20 protein-coding genes and 3 pseudogenes are annotated in these 19,829 nt (G+C 73.4%); 4 read left to right on the top strand and 19 right to left on the bottom strand.

The window, feature by feature from the left end:
- The 10 genes and pseudogenes from soxA to ABD067_RS08270 all read right to left on the bottom strand — a co-directional run.
- Positions 1–813 carry a sulfur oxidation c-type cytochrome SoxA gene (gene soxA / locus ABD067_RS08315; RefSeq protein WP_343894765.1) on the bottom strand — a complete coding sequence of 271 codons (813 nt, stop codon included), beginning with the start codon at positions 811–813 and terminating at the stop codon, positions 1–3.
- A 4-nt stretch (positions 814–817) separates the two neighbouring features.
- On the bottom strand, positions 818–1,150 hold the full coding sequence (gene soxZ / locus ABD067_RS08310) for a thiosulfate oxidation carrier complex protein SoxZ (RefSeq protein WP_343894764.1): 333 nt from the start codon (positions 1,148–1,150) through the stop codon (positions 818–820).
- Positions 1,151–1,175: 25 nt separating this feature from the next.
- Positions 1,176–1,634, bottom strand: a complete 459-nt coding sequence (soxY, locus tag ABD067_RS08305; RefSeq protein WP_343894763.1) for a thiosulfate oxidation carrier protein SoxY — start codon at positions 1,632–1,634, stop codon at positions 1,176–1,178.
- A gap of 16 nt (positions 1,635–1,650) precedes the next feature.
- Positions 1,651–2,115 carry a sulfur oxidation c-type cytochrome SoxX gene (gene soxX / locus ABD067_RS08300; RefSeq protein WP_343894762.1) on the bottom strand — a complete coding sequence of 155 codons (465 nt, stop codon included), beginning with the start codon at positions 2,113–2,115 and terminating at the stop codon, positions 1,651–1,653.
- Between the two features lie 5 nt (positions 2,116–2,120).
- Positions 2,121–2,495 carry a hypothetical protein gene (locus tag ABD067_RS08295; RefSeq protein WP_343894761.1) on the bottom strand — a complete coding sequence of 125 codons (375 nt, stop codon included), beginning with the start codon at positions 2,493–2,495 and terminating at the stop codon, positions 2,121–2,123.
- 3 nt (positions 2,496–2,498) lie between these two features.
- Positions 2,499–3,827, bottom strand: coding sequence for a sulfite oxidase (locus ABD067_RS08290; protein WP_343894760.1), 1,329 nt, complete (start codon positions 3,825–3,827; stop codon positions 2,499–2,501).
- A gap of 43 nt (positions 3,828–3,870) precedes the next feature.
- Complete coding sequence (locus tag ABD067_RS08285) at positions 3,871–4,728, bottom strand: anti-sigma factor family protein (RefSeq protein WP_343894759.1); 858 nt, start codon at positions 4,726–4,728, stop codon at positions 3,871–3,873.
- Between the two features lie 10 nt (positions 4,729–4,738).
- Complete coding sequence (locus ABD067_RS08280; RefSeq protein WP_343894758.1) at positions 4,739–5,263, bottom strand: sigma-70 family RNA polymerase sigma factor; 525 nt, start codon at positions 5,261–5,263, stop codon at positions 4,739–4,741.
- Positions 5,264–5,412: 149 nt separating this feature from the next.
- Positions 5,413–6,365 (bottom strand): annotated as a pseudogene (locus tag ABD067_RS08275) (transposase); the annotation flags it as partial.
- 48 nt (positions 6,366–6,413) lie between these two features.
- Positions 6,414–6,578 (bottom strand): annotated as a pseudogene (locus tag ABD067_RS08270) (IS3 family transposase); the annotation flags it as partial.
- A gap of 15 nt (positions 6,579–6,593) precedes the next feature.
- Between ABD067_RS08270 and ABD067_RS08265 the strand changes: the two are divergent.
- Positions 6,594–6,833: an efflux RND transporter permease subunit gene (locus tag ABD067_RS08265; protein ID WP_408871524.1), complete on the top strand. Its 240-nt coding sequence runs from the start codon at positions 6,594–6,596 to the stop codon at positions 6,831–6,833.
- Positions 6,834–7,539: 706 nt separating this feature from the next.
- Positions 7,540–8,142, top strand: a pseudogene (locus tag ABD067_RS08260) (IS630 family transposase); the annotation flags it as partial.
- Between the two features lie 4 nt (positions 8,143–8,146).
- On the opposite strand, the gene ABD067_RS08255 reads toward ABD067_RS08260, so the two are convergent.
- The 4 genes from ABD067_RS08255 to ABD067_RS08240 all read right to left on the bottom strand — a co-directional run bounded on the left by ABD067_RS08255 (position 8,147) and on the right by ABD067_RS08240 (position 12,031).
- Positions 8,147–8,566 (bottom strand): response regulator, encoded by a 420-nt coding sequence (locus ABD067_RS08255; RefSeq protein WP_343894757.1) that lies wholly within the window; start codon positions 8,564–8,566, stop codon positions 8,147–8,149.
- A gap of 116 nt (positions 8,567–8,682) precedes the next feature.
- A complete protein-coding gene (locus ABD067_RS08250) occupies positions 8,683–9,936 on the bottom strand; it encodes a glycosyltransferase (protein WP_343894756.1) in 1,254 nt (417 codons plus the stop codon).
- 21 nt (positions 9,937–9,957) lie between these two features.
- On the bottom strand, positions 9,958–10,623 hold the full coding sequence (locus tag ABD067_RS08245) for a DUF4214 domain-containing protein (RefSeq protein WP_343894755.1): 666 nt from the start codon (positions 10,621–10,623) through the stop codon (positions 9,958–9,960).
- 13 nt (positions 10,624–10,636) lie between these two features.
- Positions 10,637–12,031: a glycosyltransferase family 4 protein gene (locus tag ABD067_RS08240; RefSeq protein ID WP_343894754.1), complete on the bottom strand. Its 1,395-nt coding sequence runs from the start codon at positions 12,029–12,031 to the stop codon at positions 10,637–10,639.
- 181 nt (positions 12,032–12,212) lie between these two features.
- Here ABD067_RS08240 and ABD067_RS08235 point away from each other — a divergent pair, with 181 nt between their 5' ends.
- On the top strand, positions 12,213–12,398 hold the full coding sequence (locus tag ABD067_RS08235) for a hypothetical protein (RefSeq protein ID WP_343894753.1): 186 nt from the start codon (positions 12,213–12,215) through the stop codon (positions 12,396–12,398).
- Between the two features lie 110 nt (positions 12,399–12,508).
- Positions 12,509–14,665, top strand: a complete 2,157-nt coding sequence (locus ABD067_RS08230) for a glycosyltransferase family 4 protein (protein WP_343894752.1) — start codon at positions 12,509–12,511, stop codon at positions 14,663–14,665.
- Between the two features lie 10 nt (positions 14,666–14,675).
- Here ABD067_RS08230 and ABD067_RS08225 read toward each other — a convergent pair whose 3' ends face one another.
- The 5 genes from ABD067_RS08225 to ABD067_RS08205 are packed head-to-tail and all read right to left on the bottom strand — an operon-like array spanning position 14,676 to position 19,548.
- The gene (locus ABD067_RS08225) at positions 14,676–16,547 is read right to left on the bottom strand and encodes a polysaccharide biosynthesis/export family protein (protein ID WP_343894751.1); all 1,872 of its coding nucleotides are present in this window, start codon (positions 16,545–16,547) and stop codon (positions 14,676–14,678) included.
- Positions 16,537–17,754 carry a capsule biosynthesis protein gene (locus tag ABD067_RS08220; protein ID WP_343894750.1) on the bottom strand — a complete coding sequence of 406 codons (1,218 nt, stop codon included), beginning with the start codon at positions 17,752–17,754 and terminating at the stop codon, positions 16,537–16,539. The genes ABD067_RS08225 and ABD067_RS08220 overlap by 11 nt, the downstream gene beginning before the upstream one ends.
- On the bottom strand, positions 17,711–18,358 hold the full coding sequence (locus ABD067_RS08215; protein ID WP_343894749.1) for an ABC transporter ATP-binding protein: 648 nt from the start codon (positions 18,356–18,358) through the stop codon (positions 17,711–17,713). Before ABD067_RS08215 ends, ABD067_RS08220 begins: the two co-directional genes overlap by 44 nt.
- Before the next feature lie 12 nt (positions 18,359–18,370).
- The gene (locus ABD067_RS08210; RefSeq protein ID WP_343894748.1) at positions 18,371–19,159 is read right to left on the bottom strand and encodes an ABC transporter permease; all 789 of its coding nucleotides are present in this window, start codon (positions 19,157–19,159) and stop codon (positions 18,371–18,373) included.
- Entirely contained in the window at positions 19,156–19,548 is a 393-nt protein-coding gene (locus ABD067_RS08205; protein WP_343894747.1) for a DVU3141 family protein, read from the bottom strand. Before ABD067_RS08205 ends, ABD067_RS08210 begins: the two co-directional genes overlap by 4 nt.
- Positions 19,549–19,829 lie beyond the last annotated feature (281 nt).

Raw genomic sequence — 19,829 nt, 5'->3', positions numbered from 1 at the left:
TCAGCGGCGGACGGCGGGCGTCTCCACCGGCAGCCCCTGGGCCCGCCAAGCGAGGTAGAATTCGAGGTTGGTGAACTCTTCCCCGCCCATCGGCGGCGATTCGCCGCGCACGTCGTTGACGCAGCCTTGCAGGCGGTATTGCAGGCTGATCACCCGCTGCTCTTTGAGGCGGTAGGTGGGGAAGCCGTTGCTCATGCCCTGGCTGAGCAGATCGGCGCGCAAATGGCGGCCGTGGTTGTCCTCGTGGCAACTGCCGCAGCGCATGTCGAGCTGGCCGCGCCGGGTGTTGTAGTAGGCCTCGCCCTTGTCGAAGAAGGGCCGCGCCGGGCCGGAGATGTCCACCTGCACCGGCACGCCGCGCGATTGCAGGCCGAGATAGGCTGTGACGGCGTTCAGCGGCCGGCCGTCCACCCGCAGCGCGGGCGCGCCCATCTTCTCCTCGCGGCAGATGTTCACCCGCTGCTCGAGCGTGACGACGCGCCCCTTCTCCGCGTCGTAGGCCGGGTAGCGGGCGCGCACGCCCTTCATGCTCTCGGCCGCGTCGCCATGGCAGGAGGCGCAAGATTTCCCGGCGGTGCCCTCCGCGTGGTTCCAGGCCTGCTCGCCCTCTTCGACCCAGAGGAAGGCGGGGTTCTGGAAGTCGTCGTCCTGGATCGCCAGCGTCTCGGGCGTGGCGAAGTGCCGGCCCGATAGCGGATCGGGGATGGCGCGGCGCGGCTCCCCGCCCCCGCCTTGGGCGAGGGCGGCAACGGCGGCGAGGCCGATCAGCGCCGCCCCGCCGCCGGCCAGCACCGCGGCATGGCGCGCCCGCATGGCGTCAGGCCACCTTCAGCTCGGCGGTAGCCTTGCGCTCCTCGCCGGCGTCGTTGGTCCAGGTGAACTCGAAGGTGCCCGGCTTCTCCGCCTTGAAGGGGAAGGTGATGTAGGGGTTGGCCGAGATCGCGGTCGCCAGGTCCATGGCGAAGACCTCCTGCCCGTCGAATTTGGCGACGAAGCGCTTGATGATGTCGCGCGGGATGGTCTTGCCTTCCTGGTCGCGCCGCTGCCCCGTCTCCATGACGTGGGAGATCAGGGTCCGGATCTCGATGATCTCGCCCGCCTTGGCCTGGGCCGGCAGGCGCACGCGGGGCTGTCCGATGGGGGTCGCCATGGTGCCGTCTCCTCCGCTTCGTCCGTCAGCCGCCGCAGCCGCCGATGGTGACCTTCACCTCGGTCCGCGCCATGTAGAAGGCGCCGTCGCTCATCTGCGCCACCGCAATCACGTCCTGCGTCTGGCCGAGGCGCATGCGGGTGTCCGCCTGGGCGCGGCCGAGCGCCGGCGTGAGGTGGAAGACCGCGACGTCGGGCGTCGGGTTCTTGTCGGCGAAGATCCAGACGGTCTTCACGTGGTCCGCCGCCGTCATCGGGCTGTCCACGCTGACCGTGAGGGGCACGGTGTTGCCGTTCTCCGCGATCGGCGGCAGGCGCAGCGCCACGCGGCCGTCCTGCGGCTCCTTGCCGCCGGTCGCCTTGCGGATCGCCTCCGCGGTCGCGGGCTGCATCTGCGCCCCCGCGGCGCGCGGCAGGACGGTGATCGCCGCCCCGCCCGCGGCGGCGGCCAGCAGGTGGCGGCGCCGCATGGTCATGCTCGTCATCCCGTCTCCTCCGGTGTCATTTGAGCGTCATCAGGAAGGCGAGGACGTCCTCCACCTCCTGCGCCTCCAGGATCGGTTTGCCCGCGAACTCGCGGCGCACGTCGCGCAGGCCCTCCACCTTGTAGTAGGAAGGCATGTTGCTTTCCGGGTTGATGCGCTTGCCGTCCACCAGCCGCAGGCGGAGCTGGCCCGCGCTGTAGCGGTCGCCGACGCCGGCCAGCGGCGGGCCGAGGTTGCCTTGGAAGTCCGCCCGCAGCGGCAGCTCGTGGCAGGTGACGCAATTGCCCTTCGACCGGTCGAGCGCGATCGCCCGGCCGCGTTGCGGATCGCCCGGCCGCGCCGTCAGCGGACGGGGTATCGCGTCCTCCGCAAGCTCGTAGGGCACGAGGCTCGCGGCATGCGTCGTGCCCGCCAGGGCCACCGGGACCAGGACGAGCAGCGCGCGGCGCCAAGCGGAGGATGCGGGGACCGGCTCGCGCATGCGCTTCAATCCGTCAGGAAGGGGTTGCCGGCCCGGCGCCTGCCGGAAGAGGCCGGGAAGGCCGTCGCCAGGTAGTCCACGATCTGCCGCCGCTGCTCGCCCTCCAGCGGGTTCATGCCGTGCTTCTCGGCCATCCAGTCCATCAGGTCGTCCCATTGCTGCCGGCTGAGCCGGGAGCGGCGGATGACCGCGGTGCTGTGGCAGGCGGTGCAGGCATAGAAGACATCCTCCCGCGCCTCGCCCGGCGGCAGCACCTCGGGCGTCTCCGCCGGCTGGGCGGCGGTGTCGGCCTGCGCCCGCGCCGGCCGCTCGGGCCACGCGAGCGGGCCGAGCGCCAGCGGCAGGCCAAGCAGCGCGCCGAGGGGGATGCGACCGCGCATGGCCTAGCCGACCAGCACCGCGATGCGGCTCAACGGGTTCGCGCCGTAGCCCTGCGGGTTCCAGTTGCCGGCGGCGTGCGGCTGCATCCGCCCTTCGCTGTCGGTCGCGCGGTACCACACCTCGTAGTAGCCGTCGGAGGGCAGGGCCAGGCGCGCCGTCCAGCGCTGCCAGGCGTGCCGGTTGGCGGGCGCCGCCAGTTGCGCCTCCCGCCAGGTCGCGCCGAAATCGGTCGAGACGTGCATGGCCCGCACCGCTTGGTCGCCCGCCCAGGCGAAGCCGCGGACATCCAGCGCGCGCGTGCCGGCGGGCAGGCGCGCGCCATGCGCGACATTGGTCAGGATGGAGCGGACGGGCATGGACTCCATGTCCGCGAATCCCTTGCCGTCGTCGCGGCTGCCCGGGACGATCGGCCGCACCGGCACGCGGTACGAGGTGCCGCCCATGCCCGCCCCGGTGTGCGGCCGGTCCAACAACGTGACGCGCGTCAGCCATTTCTGGCTGAGCGAGCCCGGCCAGCCTGGCACCAGCAGCCGCACGGGCGCGCCGTGGATGTGCGGGATGGGCCGGCCGTTCATCCGCAGCGCGACCAGCGTGTCCTCGTCCAGCGCCTTTTCGATCCGCATGCCGCGGCTGATCGCCTGCCGGTTTGGGTCGCCCGAGAGGTGCGGGTCGGCGCCGAAATGCCCGGTGTGCTTCGCGCCCTCCTTCATGCCCGCGGCCCGCAGCAGGTCGCGCAGCCGGACGCCGGTCCATTCGGCGCAGGAGATGGCGCCGTTGGCCCACTGGTTGCCGCGCGTCTCCGGCGCGAAGAAGGAGCGCCCGTTGCCGCCGCACTCCATCTGCAGCCGGCGCGTCACCAGCGGAAAGCGCGACTCGATCTCGCCGAGCGCCAGTTCGAGCGGCGCGTTCACCTCGCCGTCGACGCGGAGCTTCCAGGCCCGCGGGTCGCCGGCGAAGGGCTCCGGGATCTGGCCGTTCATGCGGATGAAGAATTTGTCCTCCGGCGTCACCTCGTCGTCCAGCAGGTGCTCCGGCGTTTCGGCGACCAGCGGCCGCTCGCCCAGGACGACGAGCGGCGCCTTGCCGTCCATGCGCAGCGGCTTCGGTCCGTCCCCGGCGGCCGGCGCGCCCTGGGCCAACGCGGCCGGCACCAGGCCGGCGGGCAGGCGGCCGGCGAAGGGGATCGCGGCGCCCAGCGCGGCGCCCATGGCGGCCAGCGCCCCGCCTCGAAGCGCGCCGCGGCGCCCCCAGACCAGCGCGTCCGCGCGCTCCGGGTCCGCGCGGTAGAGTTCCTGCAGCCCCCGCTCCGGCCGTCCGATCCTCGTCCTCAAGTCCGTTCCTCCCATTCTTGCTTCGAGGGGCGCCGTGTCCTGCTCAGCCGATGCAGACCCTCGGCGTCTCGGCGCGGGCGATGAGCTGGTCCGCCGGCGGGGGCTTGGGCCCGGCGCGGACCGCGCGCTCGGCCGCGAAGGCGATGCCGCGGAGCTCGCTGCGGGGCAGCGCGGCCGTCACCGCGTAGCCGCGGCGGCCGTCGAACCAGGAGTAGGTCACCCAGCCGCCCGGGTGGTCCGTGCAGCGCAGCGGCTCGGCCGGCCTGTCCGGCGCCGGACGCAGGTAGAAGGAAAGCCGCGTGTCGCCGGCCAGGCGCTCATAGGTCACCACCGCCGCCGTGCCTTGCGGCACGGGCAGCAGATGGGCACCCAAGGGCCGGAAGCCCGCCGCCAGCAGGTCCGGCACCACCACCGGTTCGCCGAGCCGCGCCGTCAGCCAAGCCTCCAGATCCCCCTCCACGGCGGCGGAAGCCTGGCTGGGCTGGCCCGCCCCGGCGGCGAAGATCCGGTGCGCCTCGGCCGCCTCGGCCATGGGGGCCGCGGCGGGCGTGGCTCCGCCCGCCGTCAGGCCGTCGCGCGCCAGCCAGCCGGCCCCGGCGCCGGTCAGCAGCAGCAGCACCGCCGCAGCCGCCATGCGCCACTGGCGCAGGCGCCGGGCGCGCAGTCCGGCCCGCACATGGGCGACGCGGAGCCGGGCCGGGATCGGCTCCGCGGCCCTGGGCGCCAGGACGGCACGCAGCGCATCCCGCTGCGCCGCCAGGGCGCGCACCCGGGCCGCCGCCTCCGGATGCCGGTCGAGCCAAGCGCGGACCAGCGCGAAGCGCGCGGCGTCGAGCCGCTCGTCCACATAGGCGTGGAGGTCGTCCTCGCCGATCGGGGGATGGTCGCGCGGATCGGTCACGGGCCGCGGCCTAGCCCACCACGCGCAGCCGGGAGCCGGCCGGGGGCGCCTCGCCGCCCTCCTCGGTCAGGCGCCGGAGACGTTCGCGGCCGCGGCTGAGCCGCGACATCACCGTGCCGACGGGCACGCCGAGGACGCGCGCCGCCTCCTCGTAGCCGAGCCCCTCGACGCCCACCAACAGCAGGACGGCCCGCTGCTCCTCCGGCAGGGCGTCGAGATGGCGCAGCACCTCGGCGAACTGCACCGCGTGGTCCGGGGCGTCCCCGCCGGTCGCGCGCTCCGATGCGCCGGCGACGTCGCCGAGCAGGCGGGCGCGGCGCGCCTCGCGGCGGCGGCCGTCGATGTGGGTGTTGTACAGGATCGTGAACAGCCATGCTTTCAGGTCGCCCTCGGCCCTTCGGAGGCGCCAACTCCCGAGTGCCCGCTCCAGGCAGTCCTGGACCAGGTCGTCCGCCGCGTGCTGGTCGCGGACGAGCGACCAGGCGAAGCGCCGAAGCGCCGGGATCGTCGCCTCGATGCGCGCGTCGCGGTCCATCCGGCTCGCGTCCTCCTGCACGGGCGTCCCGTTCGGCAATCGGCAGGTCCGTTTCCTCGGCCATGAGACGCCGGAGGCCGGCAGGTTATTCCCCGCCCGAGCCGGCCGCGGTGAGGAAATCGGTCGGATACCGTTGGCGAAGTCGCCGGTCAGGCAGCGAGGGCGGCGAAGCGCGAGGTGCGGGTAGGGGCGAGCGGGCGCTGGGCGAACCACGCCCCGAGCCGGTCGAGGTTGATGGCCGCGGCCGTGGCCATGCTTTGCAGCCCCACCTTGGCCAGGCCGCGGTAGCGCGCCCGGCGCAGGCCGAAGGCGCGTACGCCCTGCGAGATCGTGCCCTCGAAGCCTCGGCGCTGGCCGTAGAGCTGCTGGCCTGCCCCCTTTCCTAGCCGCGCCCGAACGGCCGCGATCGCCTCGTGCTCCGGGCGTGGCAGCAGTCCGAGCCGGCGGCTCGCCGCCCGCACGCAGCGCGGCCGCGACGGACAGGGCCGACACTGGGCCGGGCAGAACCCGGCGCGGATGTAGATCTGACCCGATGCCCTGTCCTTGTACCCGCCCCGGATGGTGCTCTCGTGGCCCTCGGGGCAACGCACGCGCTGTCGTTCCCACTCCACCGCGAAGTCGGCGGCGTGGAACGCGCCCGGTTCCTGCTTCTGCCAGCTCTGGTCCGGCCGGGCCGACCAAGTCGATGCGGTGGCGCTCTCGGGCGGTGACGATGTGGGCGGCGCTGACGTAGCCCGCGTCGGCCAGGTGCTCGGACGGGGCCAGCCCTTTGGCGGCCAGCGCGTCGTGGATCGGCCCGGTGCGCATGGCCTCGTGCACGTTGGCCGACGTCGCCTCGGCAGGCACCACCAGCCGCGGCATCCCCTCGTCGCAGGTTTCGGTGAGGTGGACCATGTAGCCCGACCAGCTCGTGCCGGCCTTGGCGTGGAAGAGGGACTCGGTGTCGTAGGGGGAATTCCGCCCGGTCGCCAGGGCCGCGGCCCTGCACGGGGCGCAGCCGCACGCCGCCGGCCGGGTCGCCTCGCATGTTGCTTCCCGACCCTGCCCCGGCCCGCTCGAAGTGCCGCGCCCACACGCGGCGCAGCACGGCGACCTTGGGCAGGTCCCGCACTGAACCGCGCCGGGTCCGTCGGAGGCTTTCTGGCGTGCGTCACTCCGCCAGGGCGGGTGCCTCCGCCTGGGCATAGTAGCGCTCTTCGGCCTGGGTGGGTGGCACGTTGCCGACCGGCTCGAGGAGGCGGCTGGCGTTGAACCAAGCCACCCATTCGAGGGTGGCGAACTCGACGGCCTCGAGACTGCGCCAAGGCCCGCGGCGGCGGCGCGGACGCGCTTGCGGCCGATCCTTATGACCAGCCTCGCCTTCGTCTTGGGCGTGCTGCCGCTGACGGTGGCCACCGGGGCTGGAGCGGAAATGCCGCAGAGCCTCGGCGTCGCGGTGTTCTGCGGCATGCTCGGCGTGACGCTGTTCGGCCTGCTCTTCACCCCGGTGTTCTACGTCGTGGCCCGCGCGCTGGCGCGGCGCCGCCGCGGGCGGCGGAGCGTCGGCGCGACGATCGGCGGCGCGCCTTGAGGGCGCGTCGTGGGCGCGCCGCTTCGGGTCGGCGTGCCGGCGTGCGGCTGCCGGACCGGATGCGGTGTGCGTAGGCGCCGGAGTCGATCCAGCCGCGGCCGAGGCTCCTTGTCGGCGCGGCACGCCAAGGCCAGCGAACTCTCCGGCCTTGGTCGCCTGGACGAAACCAGTCCGGAGCGGTCCAGGCGGGCGCCGGTGCCGCCGCTACCGGGGCGCCGAGCGCCGGGCTGCGCAGAAGTGACCCGCAGCGCCGGCGCTAGACCCGGTTAGCCCTGGGTGGAATCGGGATGCGATTTCCGGCGACGCGGCCTGGCGTGATTCGTAGGCCTCCGGCTTCGGTCGGAGGCGGCGGTGGCGTGGCGTCGGGGGCAGGCATACGGGCAAGGCCTGCGGGATCGGGTCGCGGCGGCGGCACGCCTTTCGCTGCGCGCGGCGGCGGCCCGGTCCGCGGTGAGCCCGTCCTGCGTGGCCAAGGCGCGGGCGCGGCTGCGCCGGACGGGCGAAGCGACGCCCGGGCCGCAGCGCAACCACGTCCCGCCCCGGCCCGCGCCGCTGGAAGGGGCGTTGCGCGCGCGCGTGGCGGCAGCGGCCGACGCGACCCTGGCGGAGTTGCGCGCCTGGACGTTGGCCGAGCACGGGGTCCGGGCCGGCCAGCCGGTGACGTGGAAGGCGCTGGCCCGCCTGGGCCCGACGCTCGAGAAAACGGCCGCGCGCGGTCGAGCAGGACCGCCCCGGCGTGGCCCGGGCGCGCCGCGCCCGGGCCGGAGCCGCGCCGGGGTTCGACCCGGGCAAGCTGGCGTTCCTCGATGAAACCCGGGCCAAGGCCGCCATGACCCGCGCGCGCGGGCGCGCCCCGCGCGGCGGGCGCCTGGTCCGCCCGGTGCCGTACGGGCGCTGGCGCACCACGACGTTCCTGCGCGGGTTGCGCACGGACGGGCCGGTCGCGCCGCTGGTGCTGGACGGCGCCACCAACGGCCCCGCCTTCCTCGCCTGGGTCGGGCGGATGCTCGCGCCCGCCCTTCGCCCCGGCGGCACCGTGGTCGCCGACAACCTCGGCAGCCACAAGGTCGCGGGCGTGCGCGAGGCGATCGAGGCGCGCGGGGCGTCGCTGCTGCGCCCGCCGCCCCACAGCCCCGACCTGAACCCGATCGAACCCGCCTTCAGCAAGCTCGAGCGACTGCTCCGCGCCGCCGCCGCCCGCACCGCGGGCGCGCTGGAGGCAGCCATCGGCGCCGCCCTCCGCCACTTCACGCCCGCCGAATGCGCGAACCACCTCCGCCACTGCGGCTATGCACAGTCAGGGCGATAAGGGTCTAAGGGGCGCAGGCCCGCTCGCGCCCGGCCGCCTGGAAGGCCACTTGGCCCAGCGCGGTGTAAAGTTGGTTGAGCGCGAACGGCTTGTGGAGCAGCGCCGTCGGGCCACGTTTGTCGGCGAAGAGGGTTTGCCCCCCGCCGGGCGGCAAGTACCCGGTCATGACAACCACCGGCAAGCCGGTCCGCCGGGCGCGCAAGCGGGAAATCAACTCCCACCCAGTGACCCTGGGCATCGCAAGGTCCGTCACCAGCACGTCGAAATCGAAGGTCTCGGCGATGTCGAGAGCTTCCCGGCCGTCGCAGGCCAAAACGACGTGATGACCTTGGTCGGAAAGGGCGTCCTCGACCACAAGCGCAGCGAGCTGCTCATCTTCTGCAACCAAAACGCGAAGCCTTCTTTCAGGCACCAACGGAGCCATGTCACGTTTTGCCCTTCTTGTGTCGCATTTCGGAACGAAGTGACCGTGCAACGAAATGATACCTATGCGATAGCTGAAAAAGCAGAGTTCGAGAAAGCGTGATTCAACTCCCAGTTCTATTCGGTGCCAGATATGTCGCTTGTATGCAACATTCTCTTTCGGGTACTCCACTCCCGTACGGCCGCCAAGATACGCTCTGCCGAAACGGCGGGCGCGCGGTCGCGGCGCAAGGCGGTCCGCGCCTCCGCACCCCTTGTCCGCAGGTCGGCCCGGTCGGCGAGGAGGCGCTTGACGGTTCTCGCCACCCCGCCCTCCGCGTCGGTGCCGAACGGCACCTTTTCGACGAATCGGTCCGGGTACTCCGCCGAAGGGCCGACGTCGTAGGCCAAGGCCGGCAAGCCAACGCCCAGCGCCCGCGCCAACACGCCGGAACTCTCGCCGGACGAGGGCGGCCTCAGCAGGAGGAGAAGATCGACGGCGCGGAGAAGGGCGAAGAAGTCCGCTTCCGGCACCCAGCCCAAGGCGTGGACGTGATCCCCGACCCCGGCCTCGTCCACCAAGCGCGCCAACTCCAGCGAACCGTCTTCGGCGCCCGCCACCACCAAACGGCAGGCCACGCCCTCGTCCTTGAGGCGGGCCAAGGCGCGGAGCGCCACGTCCAAGCCCTTGGCGCGTGTCACGAAGCCGAGCGAGAGGAGCAGCGGTTCGTCGCCGACCGGCAACCCGAGCCGCGACCGGGCCGCGGCCCGGTCGAGCCCGTCCAGTGCCGCCACGGCCGACGGGACGTGGTGCGGCATCACCCGCACCGGCACATCCGCCGCGACCTCGAGCCGGGAGGCGGCAAAGCGGCTGTGGACGAGCACCCCCCGCGACCGGTCCAGCACGTGCCGGTGCAGCGGCAGGAGGTTGCGCTGCGCCGGGGAAAAGAAGCCGGCACGCCGGAGCCGCGCAAGCCGCCGGCCGGCGGGGCCGTAGTTCTCCGCCAGCGCCGCTTCGTAGCCGACCCAGTCGCCGCGCCCGAGGGTCAGCGCCTCCACCAAGTCGTGGAGCACCGGGTCGTGCAGGAGGACCACCCCGGGCCGGCGCAGCGCCGCCCGGTAGACGTGGGCGCCATGCAGGTTGTTGCCCAACTGGTAGAGGTGCGGCAACTCGTGCAGCGCCGAGCGGCGGCGGTACTCCACCTCGGCCACGACGTCCACTCCCTCGATCGGGCGGAGGTCGCGCTCCGAAGCGACGACCGCCGTCACAACCGCCCCGCGGCCCAGTGCCGGCAGCAATTCGGCCGTGTAATCCGCGATGCCGGAACGCGTCGGCGGCAAGGGCGAGAACACCACCAGCCCTTCCGCCGCCGCGCCGCCGCCGACACCCATCCTACACTCGCGCCGGCCGCGTCATCCGGCGGACCGGCCGGCCGCGGGTGCTTGCAACGCCCGCGCTTCCAATGCCCGCAGCCTCGCCTCGAACCGCGCTTCCGCGATGGCGAGCAGATCGCCCACGTAGTCCGCCAAGCGCCTGGGCAGGGGATCGGTGGCGGCGGGCGGGCCGGTGTCCGGCCACGGCGGCCCCCCGGCGTCGCCCCGCCCCTCCAGCCGGCGGCGGAGTTCCGCGACCTCGCGGCGGAGGGCGCCGATCTCGGACCGCAGGGCGGCGTCCCGCGCCTCGATCAGTTCGGCGGCCAGCGCGGAAAGCTCCGGTCCGCCGGCCCCGCCCAGCAGTTCCACCGCTTCGCGCAACTCCGCCACTTGGTCCCGCAGCCAAGAGGTCCGGAGGTCCAGGGCCACCGCCAGCGCGCGACGGGGGTCGGCGGGCACCACGGCGCCGGGCGGGATCACAGGCGGCGTGGCGCCGTCGCGGTGCGCCTCCTCCGACGCGGCCATGCGCCGGAGGGCGTCGATCCGCCGTTCCGGGCGGCCGGCGACCATTCCGAGGAAATCCCGGTAGCCCGCGTCGTCGGGCCAGCGCCGAAGCAGGGCGAGGTAGAGGTTGACGACGAAATCGTGGTCGTCGCCGGCGAGGAGGTCGCCCGCTTCCGGCGGCGCCCGCCGCGGCGCCTTCACGCCGTCCGTCCCGTCATTCAGCGGCCTCGGCCAACCGCTCGCCGGCGATCGGCCCCGCCGTTCCCGGCCCTTCGGCGCGGCTCCCGAACCGGGCATAAAGCGCTTCCAGCCGCGCGGCGTAGCGCTCCGGGCTGAACTGCGCCGCCCGGCGCGGGCCGGCCGCGGCGAGCCGCGCCCGCAGCTCGGCGTCGCCGTCCACGGCTTGGATCGCCCGCACCAGCGCCGCCACGTCGTAAGGGTCCACCGTGATGGCGGCGTCGCCCACCACCTCCGGCATGGAGGCGGTGTTGGAGGTGACGACGGGCGTGCCGAGCAGCATCGCCTCCAGCGCGGGCAGGCCGAAGCCCTCGTAGAGCGAGGGGAACAGCACCGCGCGGGCGCCGCGGATCAGGTTCACCAGGAGCCGGAAGGGCGCGTAGTCCAGCAGCATCACCTTGTGCCGCCGGCGGATCTCCTGCCCCTCCTGGACGTGGTAGCGCACGTGGTCGTCGAAGAGCAGCCTCAGCTCGCCCTCCGACTTCCAGGCCTTCTTGCCGACGATCACCAGCGGCCCTTCGGCGCCGCTCGCCAGGAAGGCCTGGATCATCCGGCCGACGTTCTTCTTCGGCTCGATGGCGCCGAAGAACAGCCAGTATTTCCCGGCTTCCAGCCCGAAGCTGCCGGCGACCTCGGCCCGAACCGACTGCATCGGCGCCTCGGCCAGCCGGCGCGGGATCTCGACCGACTGCCAGGTGTTCGTCACCCGCTCCTCCGGCACGCCGAGCAGGTCGATGATGTCGCGGCGGGAGTTCTCGGACACGGTGACGATGTGCGCCGCCCGCTTCGCGAGCAGGCGGGACAGGCGGTAGTAGCGCCGCTTGTGGTCCAGCGTGGTGAAGGGCAGGCGGAGCGGCACCAGGTCGTGCATGGTGTAGATGTTCCGCGTCCGCGGCATGTGGACCGGCACGGGATAGGTCCAGTGCATGATCCGGGGGCGCTGCCGCATCCGGACCGTCAGGGGCGCGCCGACCACCCGGAAATAGGCGTGGGCCTGCTGGAACAGGTGCTGCGCGTTCCAGATCTCGTCGAAATGCGGCAGCCGGTCGCGGAAGGTGTCGGAGACCACCCGGCCGGTGATCGGCACCCGCGCCGCCCTTTCCCCGAAGGGCGATGTGACCATCCGGTTGGCCCGTCGCAGGAACTCCACCCACTGCGGGGACTCGCCCACGCGCTCGTCGAAGAAGGCGATCTCGCGGATGAGGGGATCGGCTGAGGTGGTCGGGCGCGTGCCGTAGAGCACGCCCACCTCGAAGCCGAGCCGGTTCAGGGCGAAGGACAGGTTGCGCGCGTAGGTCGCCACGCCGGTGCCTTGGTCCAGGGCGAGGTTGTAGCCGTCGATGAAGAGGCGGGGCCGGGCACGCTCCGTCACCCGGCCGCCCCCGTCAGCGCCTGATCCGCCATCGTCGCTCCCCCAGCCAATGCTCGTCGCATACAGGCGCATGCGCCCCGCGGTAAGAAGCCCGAGCATATTAATACGAAAGCAACACTATTTCGCTTGAATCAGAGGGCTGGGAGGAGTTTCATTGAGCGTCCGTTGCGAGATGGCTCCCGTGGAACAGCTTCCGGGCAACGTCCAGACCATCGCAATCCCCGCCGGCGGAACGGTCGCGCCGAAGCCCTTGCGCACCATGCTGGCGCCCTGGACGGCCGAACTCGCGGTGCTTCTGCTGCGGCTCTCGGCGATCGCGCTCCTCCTGTCGCCCCTCCTGCTGATCGCGGCCTTGCTGCTGCGCTGAACGGCCGGTCGGGCCGCGGGCATCGACGGCGCCGGTTCTGACCGCGCCGGGCATGCGCTATGCGGTCCGAGACGGGCCGCATATCGAAGGCGGCCGAGGGGGACCGCCGCATGGACCTGCCGCCCCGACCGGACGGCCTTTCACCCGATGACCTGCTCGCGCGGGCCGATGCCCTCCGGGACGGGAGGGCCTGGGCGGACGCGGCCGAACTCTACGCCGATTACCTGCGGCGCCGGCCCGACCACTGGCAGATCTGGGTGCAATACGGCCACTGCACAAAGGAGTGCGGCGACGCCGAAACGGCGCTGCTGCTGTACCGGGACGCCGAGCGGCTGCGCCCGGAGGAGTCCGACATCCACCTGCACCTGGGCCACGCGCTCAAGCTCCTGGGCCGACGGGACGAGGCCGCGGAGGCTTACGCCCGCGCGGTGTCGCTGGACCCCGCCAACGACGCCGCGCGGGCCGAGCTGCTCGCGGCGGCGGCCGCCCCGGCGCCCGTCGAGGAAGCGCCGCCCGACGCGGCCGTGCCCGCGGCGGCGCGCGTGTTCGACGCGTCCGACCTGCTGGACTACGCCAAGCGCAACCGGGCGCCGACCGGCATCCAGCGGGTGCAGCTCAACCTGATCGAGCATTCCCTGGGGGGCGGCGCCGCCGTGGCCGCCTTCGACCCCGCCAGCGGCGCGTGGAAGCCGATTCCGCGCGAGGCGTTCGAGCGCCTCGCCGGCCTCGCGCGCAGCGGCGCCGACCCGGCCGATCCCGATTGGAGGGACGCCGTTTCCGCGGCGTCCGACGCGGTGCGGCGCGGCCCGCCGCTGGACTTCGCGCCGGGCTGCACGCTGGTCACGCTCGGCACCGCTTGGTGGATACCGAACTACCTGCTGCGCGTGCGCGAGGCCAAGGCGCGGCACGGCGTGCGCTATGTGGCCATGGTCTACGACTGCATCCCCGTGCTCCGGCCGCAGGATTGCGCGGAGGGCCTGTCCGCCGAGTTCGCGGCGTGGTTCGCCGGCGCCTGCGTCCACGCCGACGCGATGCTAGCCATCTCGGATTGCACGCGCGACGACGCGCTGCGGCTGCGGCGCGGACTGCTGCCGGGCGCCGACGACGTCCCGGTGGCGGTGCTGCCCCTCCACGCCGGGCCGCTGCTGCCGGAGGCGGCCGCGGCGCCGGCGCGCCCCCGGCGCCGGCCCTACGTGCTGTTCGTGGCGACGGTCGAGAGCCGCAAGAACCACCTCCTGGTGTTCAACGCCTGGCTCGCCCTGATCCGCCGCCACGGCGCGGACGCGGTGCCGGACCTGGTGTGCGTCGGCAAGCGCGGATGGAAGGCGGACGAGGCCTTCGCCCTGCTGGCCGGCAGCCGCGCGCTCCGCGAGCGCGTGTTCCTGCTGCACGACGTGTCCGACGCGGAGCTGGACGCGCTCTACCGCGATTGCCTCTGCACCGTGTTCAACAGCCGGTACGAGGGTTGGGGCCTGCCCGTCACGGAAAGCATCGGCTACGGCAAGGTGCCGATCGTGGCCGACAACTCCTCGCTGCGGCAGGCGGGCGGCGAGGCGGCGCTGTTCTTCGCCTCCGGCAGCGAGCCGGAGCTGGTGGAGCGGCTGGAGTCGATGCTCTTCGACGCCGAGTTCCGCGCCGCGCAGGAAGCGAAGCTGCGGCAAGCGCCGCCGCTCCGGCGCTGGGGCGAACTGGCCGCGGACCTCGCCGCCGCCCTGGCCGCGGTGCCGGCCAACCCGACGCCGCCGCTCGCCCGCCTCGCGCCCTTCTTCCGCGCCGGCGCGGACTACGCGGTGCGCGCCCTGCCGGGTTCGGACCCGACCCTGGAGATGGCGATCGCCGACGCGGTGCGCGAAGGCCCGTGCTGGGGCCGGCTGAAGGAATGGGGCGTCCGGACGCTGCGCGGCTGCGCGGTGCTGCGCCTGCCGGCGACCGCGATCCAGGGCACGGCGCGCATCACCTTGCAGATGCAAGGCCCGCCGGGCGGCGGCCGCTTCGGCTTGCGCGCCGGCCCGGCGGGCGCGGTGGACGGGCCGTTCCGCTGGATCGAGGCCGCCGACCACGAGCGGCTGTTCTGCGTCCTGAAGGTGCCGGACGCCGCCGGCCGCGAACTGGTGGTGGAGATCGACACGCCGGAAGGCTCGCACCTGGAGGACGGCAGGCTGGTCGGCCCCAACCTGCTCGGCTTCATGGTCTGCGCCGCCGACGACCTCGCCGCGCGCCTCGGCTACCTGGAGCGCAAGGCGCTGGCGAAGCTCGTCGCCGTCTGACCGGCAGCGCCTACAGGAAGATCCGCGTCGCCACCGCCACTTGGTAGATCAGCCCGAGCAGATCCGCGCCGATCTGGAAGCTCTTCGGGTCCAGGTAGGGCAGGGCGATCAGCTCGTCGCCGGGCCGGAGCGTCTGGTTCGCCGGGTCCAGCACCAGCTCCCCGCTCGCCCGCCGGACCATCAAGGTGGACTCCCGCCCGCGCGGCGTGAAGCCGCCGGCCGCGCGGACGTAGTCGTTGAGGCGCATCCCCGGCCGGTACACCACCGCCCGCGGCGCCGTCACCTCGCCCGAGACGAGCACGGTGGAGGAGCGCTCGGGGATGACGATCACGTCGCCGTCCTCCAGCCGCACCGGCACGCACTGCCCGGCGTCGCTGAACACCACCAGGCGGCCCTCCGGCTGCGTGCGCCGCGCCCGCTGGATGTAGGAGGAGACGAGCTGCGCCTCGCTGGCGCGAATGGCCGCGACGCCGGTGGTGGCGCTCACCGCCATGAACAACTGCCGCTCCAGGCGGTCCAGCGCCTCGTCGATGGCGCGGCGCTGCTGCTGCGCGACGGAGGGCCGCAGGAGGAACACGGAGCCGGTGTCGGCGAGCGCGGGGTCCACGGCGACGTGGTCCAGCACGCCGCAGAGGTTCGCGTCGCGGTCGGTGACGAGCACGGAGGGGCCGAGGCGGCTGCCCTCCACCGTCACGCGAACGGTGCGCGCCGGGCTGTCGGTGATGAACGTCACCATGTCCTGGTCGCCGAGCTGTATGCGCGACAGCTCCGCCAGCGTGGCGTAACGCGAGAAGGGCTGGCCGCCGCGCGTGCCGCGGACGACGGCGTTGGTCGCCGAGGGCAGGGGGCGCGCGTACTCCATCAGCTCGCGCCCGGTCATGGCGCGGTTCGGCACCTCGAAGAGGTAGTTGTTCCGCACCGCCCCGTCCGCGCCGACCATGGCGCGCTGGCGGGCCACGACGAGGGTGTCGCCCTCCTGCAAGCGGATCGGCGGCAGGCCGCCCTCCAGCAGGAAGCGGTAGAGGTCGATCGTCACCACCGTCCGCCCGCCGCGCTGCACGGAGATGTCGCGGAACGAGCCGCGCCCGGGATCGACGCCGCCGGCGCGCACCAGGAAGTCCAGCACGCTGTCCGCCGCGGAGCCGCCGAAGCGGCCGGGCGTGCGGACGAAGCCGGTCACGAACACGCCGATGCGCTGCGTGGAGAGCAGCACGGCGTAGACCCGCACCTGCGAGGTGTAGACCTTCTGGACCTCCGCCTCGACCACCCGTTGGAGGTCGCCGGCGCGCACGCCCGCGACGCGGACCGGGCCCACGTTGGGCAGGAACAGGAAGCCGCTCGGGTCCACGACGCCGAGCGCCTCCGACTCGATAGCGCCCCACACGCGCAAGGACACGCGGTCGCCGGGCACGATGACGTAGTTCGGGTTCGGCGCGTCGGTGATCGCGGTGGATTCGCGCGTGAAGAGCGACGCGCCGAACACCGCCGTCGCGCCGGGGAAGCGCCCCGTTTCCCCGAGCGGCCCGCTGGCCGTCGGCCCGCCCTCCGACTGCGTCACCTCGCCGGGGCGCACCAGGACGCGCTCCGGCCCGACGAGGTTGGGCAGGGAGTAGGTGGGCGGCGCCCCGGGCGTCAGCGCGGGGACGCGCGCGCCGCCGCCGAGCGTGAGGGGCGCGGAGTAGCTCGTGGTCGGCGGCGTTTGCTGCTGCTGCGCTTGTTCGAGCTGCTGCCGCTGGAGGGCCTGCTGCGCCTGCTGGATCTGCTGCTGCTGTTGCTGCTGCTGGATCGCCTGCATCGGAGTCTGCGCCGCGGCAGGCGGCGCCCACCAGGCCGCGATGCCGGCGGCCAGCGCCGCCGCCCGGAGCATCGCCTCAAGACGCATGTTCGCGCATCCCCGCCACGAGCAGCCAGGCGAGGCCGTAGGCCACCGACAGGCACAGGAAGACGTAGGCCGTGTTGAGCGTGGCTTTCGGGTGCCGCGCCCACTCGGCCATGTTGGGTTCCACCACCCGCAGCAGGAAGATCTGCTGCCGCTGCGCGTCCGCCCGCGCCCGCTCCAGCGAGGCGGTGGCGGAAGCGAGCTGGGCGCGCGCCAATTCGCGCTCCACCGAAAGCCGCTCGTACTCGCCGAGCTGCTGCGAGTTGCCGGCGTCCGCGCTCGCGGCGTGCTTGCGCTCCTCCGCCACCTGGGCGGTGAGCCCCTCGACGCGGTTTCGGATCTGCACGATGCGCGGGTTGTCGGCGCGGGCGAAGCGTTGCGCCTCGGCCAGCTCCGCCCGGGCCTGCGCCAGAGCGCCTTCCAGCCGGCCGAGGTTCTCCAGCGCCACGGCGGCGGAGCGGGCCGGGTCCACCGCCCGCTCGCGCTCGCGGAACTCGGTCATCGCCACCTGGGCGTTCGTCAGGCGCGCCTCGGCGCGGGCCAGCTCCTCGCGCGCGACGCGCAGGCCGTCCTCCTGGAGGCGCTGGTTCAGCCGGTTCACCATCGCTTCCGACAGGCGCAGCAGCTCCTGCGTGATGGCGAGCGAGTCCTCGGGGCGGAACGAGCGCGCCCGCAGCGAGGTGATGCCGCTGGTGGTGTCGTACTCCGCCTCCACCCGGCGCCGGAAGTGGTCGAGCAACCGCTCGGCGCTCGGCTCCGCCCACCAGAACATGGCGAGCGGGTCCGCCTCCGGCCGCCGGAAGATGCCCACCAGGTCGAGCCCGCCCCGCAGCGCCGTGACGGCGTCGTGGGATTGCAGGTAGTCGCGGATGCCCATCGCGTCTTCGTTCGCCGGGCGGAACCCCGCGCTTTGCAACGCCTCGCCGAGGCCCGTGGCGGCGGAGGCCTGCCGGCCGCGGATCAGGAAGCGCGCCTCGGATTCGTACTGCGGCGCCGCGACGGCGAAGAAGTAGAGCCCGACCAGCACGGTCGGCAGCAGCACCAAGAGCTTGAACGGGTGCCGCCGCAGGCGGCGGCGCAGCCCGCCGCCGCGCGGCTTGGAAACCGGCCCGGACCAGGTGGCGTCCGACAGGGGACCGCCCGGGGCGAGGGCGGTGGAAAGGGCGTCATCCCGCCTCGTAGGCGGCGATCGCTTGGTCCAGATCGTCATACCGGGTCAGCTTGCCATGCTGGAGGATGGCGGCGGAAGTGCAGAAAGCCCTCACCGTTTCCGCCTGGTGCGAAACGAGCAGCAGCGCGCTGCGCTCGCGCCGCTCCGCCAGGGCCCGCCGGCAGCGCTCGCCGAAGCGGGTGTCGCCCACCGCCACCACCTCGTCCACGAGGTAGCAATCGAAGTCCACCGCCAAGGACAGCGCGAAGCCGAGGCGCATCATCATGCCGGAGGAGTAGGTCCGCACCGGCATGCCGAAGTACTCGCCCAGCTCCGCGAAGCCCTCCACGAAGTCGAGGGTGGAGCCGATCGGCTTGCCGTAGATGCGGGCGATGAAGCGCGCGTTGTCCGCGCCGCTGATGCTGTAGTGCATGGCGCCGGCGAAGCCGAGCGGCCAGGACACGCTCATGCCCCGCTCCACCCGGCCGCTGGTGGGCCGCTCCACGCCCGAGATCACGCGCAGCAAGGTGCTCTTGCCGGCGCCGTTGCGGCCGAGGATGCCGACCTGCTCGCCCGGCCGGAACTCGCAGTCCACGCAGCCCAGCACCTCCTTGTGGCCGTGCCGCGTGTGGTAGGTCTTGCGGACGGCCCGGAGCGCGATCACGGCGGCGGCGGCCTACAGCGCGAGGTCCCGGCGCGCCCGCCGCAGCGCCGCCATCCCCAGCAGGTTCAGCGCCGCGATCCAGCCGAGCAGGTAGGGCAGGTCGTAATGGGTGGGCACCCGCGTCCCGTACTGCCCGTCCCGCACCAGCTCGAACACGTGCACCGTCGGCACCCAGAGCGCCGCCTTCTGCAATTCCGTCGGCAGCCAGAACACCATGAAGAAGGCGCCGGTGATCGGCAACGACAGGTAGGTGAAAAGGTGCGTCACCCGGTCGAAGATCTCGGTGTAGACGCTACCCGCCGCCAGCAGCATCGCCACGCCGTGCGCGAAGCCGAACATCAGCAGCATGCCCAAAACGATCTTCGCCGGCTCGCGCGGCCACCCGTCCCCGACCAGGCCGAAGAACAGCAGGAAGCCGACCAGCGCGCCGCCCGTCGCCCCGGCCTCCAGCAGGTTCCGCGCCAGCATGATGTCGAGCAGGGTGACGTGCCGGTGGTACAGCAGCGACTGGTTCGCCGCGATCGCCGAGGGCCCGCGGTTCAGCACGCCGCGCAGCATGTAGTAGGGGATGTAGCCGATCACCCAGAAGCTCGCCGGGTCCACCCCGCCCGGCATGGCGTGGCCCGTGACGTGGTGCACGAGGCCGAGCGCGCCGCCCAGCAGCGCGGGTTCGAGGAACAGCCAGACGTAACCGAGGTTGTCCCGCCCGAAGCGGGTGCCGAGTTCGCGGAGCGTCAGCGCGCCCACCACCCGGAGCTGCACGCGCAGCGCCGGCAACAGGCTGGCGCCGCCGCCCGTCAAGGCCGCGCGCCGCCGCGCAGCAAGGGGCGGGCGGGAGCCCAGACGCCGTCGTCCCGGCACACCAGCCGGGTGCGCTCCGCCAAGCCGGTGCCGATCAGCACCTCGCGGCACTCGCGCCCGCTGGCGGCGGCGTAGGAGCGGAGCAGGCGCAAACGGGCGCTGCCCCCGGCCTCCGGCACCACCGCGACCGTTTCGGCGCCGGGCATGGCGGAGGCGGCGAAGGCCACCACCGGATCGGCCGGTACCGACGAAAGCGCTGCTGGATCGGTGGACGGCACGGTCCTCCCGCCGCTGGCGAAGGGGTTGGCGCACGCGCCGGCCGTGGCGGCAAGCAGGCCGAGGACGCACCATCGGCTGAAACGCCGCTCGAAGCCGCATCGGAGACGCATCGCCAACGAAATCCCCCCTTCGCCGTCTCTAGCAGAAAGCGAGGCGTTGTTAAGGCCGTTCGCCGTAGCAGGCGAACCGCGCGCCTCCTATAGCTCGCCGGCCGTGACGGATTTCCCTCGCCGAACCGAAACGGAGGCGCCCGGTCAGGGCCTCGTGGCCGCCGGGCCGCCGCCGCTCGCGGTCGCGCCGGCGCTGCTGCGCCGCGTGCCGCACCTGCCCGCGTTCTTCCCGGAACGCGCCGTGTTCGCGCGGGGCGACGCGCCACCCGGCGCCGTGCCGC

Source organism: Craurococcus roseus (assembly GCF_039523795.1).
GTDB classification, from domain to species: Bacteria; Pseudomonadota; Alphaproteobacteria; order Acetobacterales; family Acetobacteraceae; genus Craurococcus; species Craurococcus roseus.
The sequence above is the reverse complement of the archived record's forward strand: the minus strand, read 5'-3'. Positions and strand labels throughout refer to the sequence as shown.

Bases quoted from the DNA above. Each gene is read 5' to 3' on its own strand.
- soxA (WP_343894765.1), bottom strand. From the start codon at position 813: ATGCGGGCGCGCCATGCCGCGGTGCTGGCCGGCGGCGGGGCGGCGCTG.
- soxZ (WP_343894764.1), bottom strand. From the start codon at position 1,150: ATGGCGACCCCCATCGGACAGCCCCGCGTGCGCCTGCCGGCCCAGGCC.
- soxY (WP_343894763.1), bottom strand. From the start codon at position 1,634: ATGACGAGCATGACCATGCGGCGCCGCCACCTGCTGGCCGCCGCCGCG.
- soxX (WP_343894762.1), bottom strand. From the start codon at position 2,115: ATGCGCGAGCCGGTCCCCGCATCCTCCGCTTGGCGCCGCGCGCTGCTC.
- ABD067_RS08295 (WP_343894761.1), bottom strand. From the start codon at position 2,495: ATGCGCGGTCGCATCCCCCTCGGCGCGCTGCTTGGCCTGCCGCTGGCG.
- ABD067_RS08280 (WP_343894758.1), bottom strand. From the start codon at position 5,263: ATGGACCGCGACGCGCGCATCGAGGCGACGATCCCGGCGCTTCGGCGC.
- ABD067_RS08255 (WP_343894757.1), bottom strand. From the start codon at position 8,566: ATGGCTCCGTTGGTGCCTGAAAGAAGGCTTCGCGTTTTGGTTGCAGAA.
- ABD067_RS08250 (WP_343894756.1), bottom strand. From the start codon at position 9,936: ATGGGTGTCGGCGGCGGCGCGGCGGCGGAAGGGCTGGTGGTGTTCTCG.
- ABD067_RS08230 (WP_343894752.1), top strand. From the start codon at position 12,509: ATGGACCTGCCGCCCCGACCGGACGGCCTTTCACCCGATGACCTGCTC.
- ABD067_RS08225 (WP_343894751.1), bottom strand. From the start codon at position 16,547: ATGCGTCTTGAGGCGATGCTCCGGGCGGCGGCGCTGGCCGCCGGCATC.
- ABD067_RS08220 (WP_343894750.1), bottom strand. From the start codon at position 17,754: ATGACGATCTGGACCAAGCGATCGCCGCCTACGAGGCGGGATGACGCC.
- ABD067_RS08205 (WP_343894747.1), bottom strand. From the start codon at position 19,548: ATGCGTCTCCGATGCGGCTTCGAGCGGCGTTTCAGCCGATGGTGCGTC.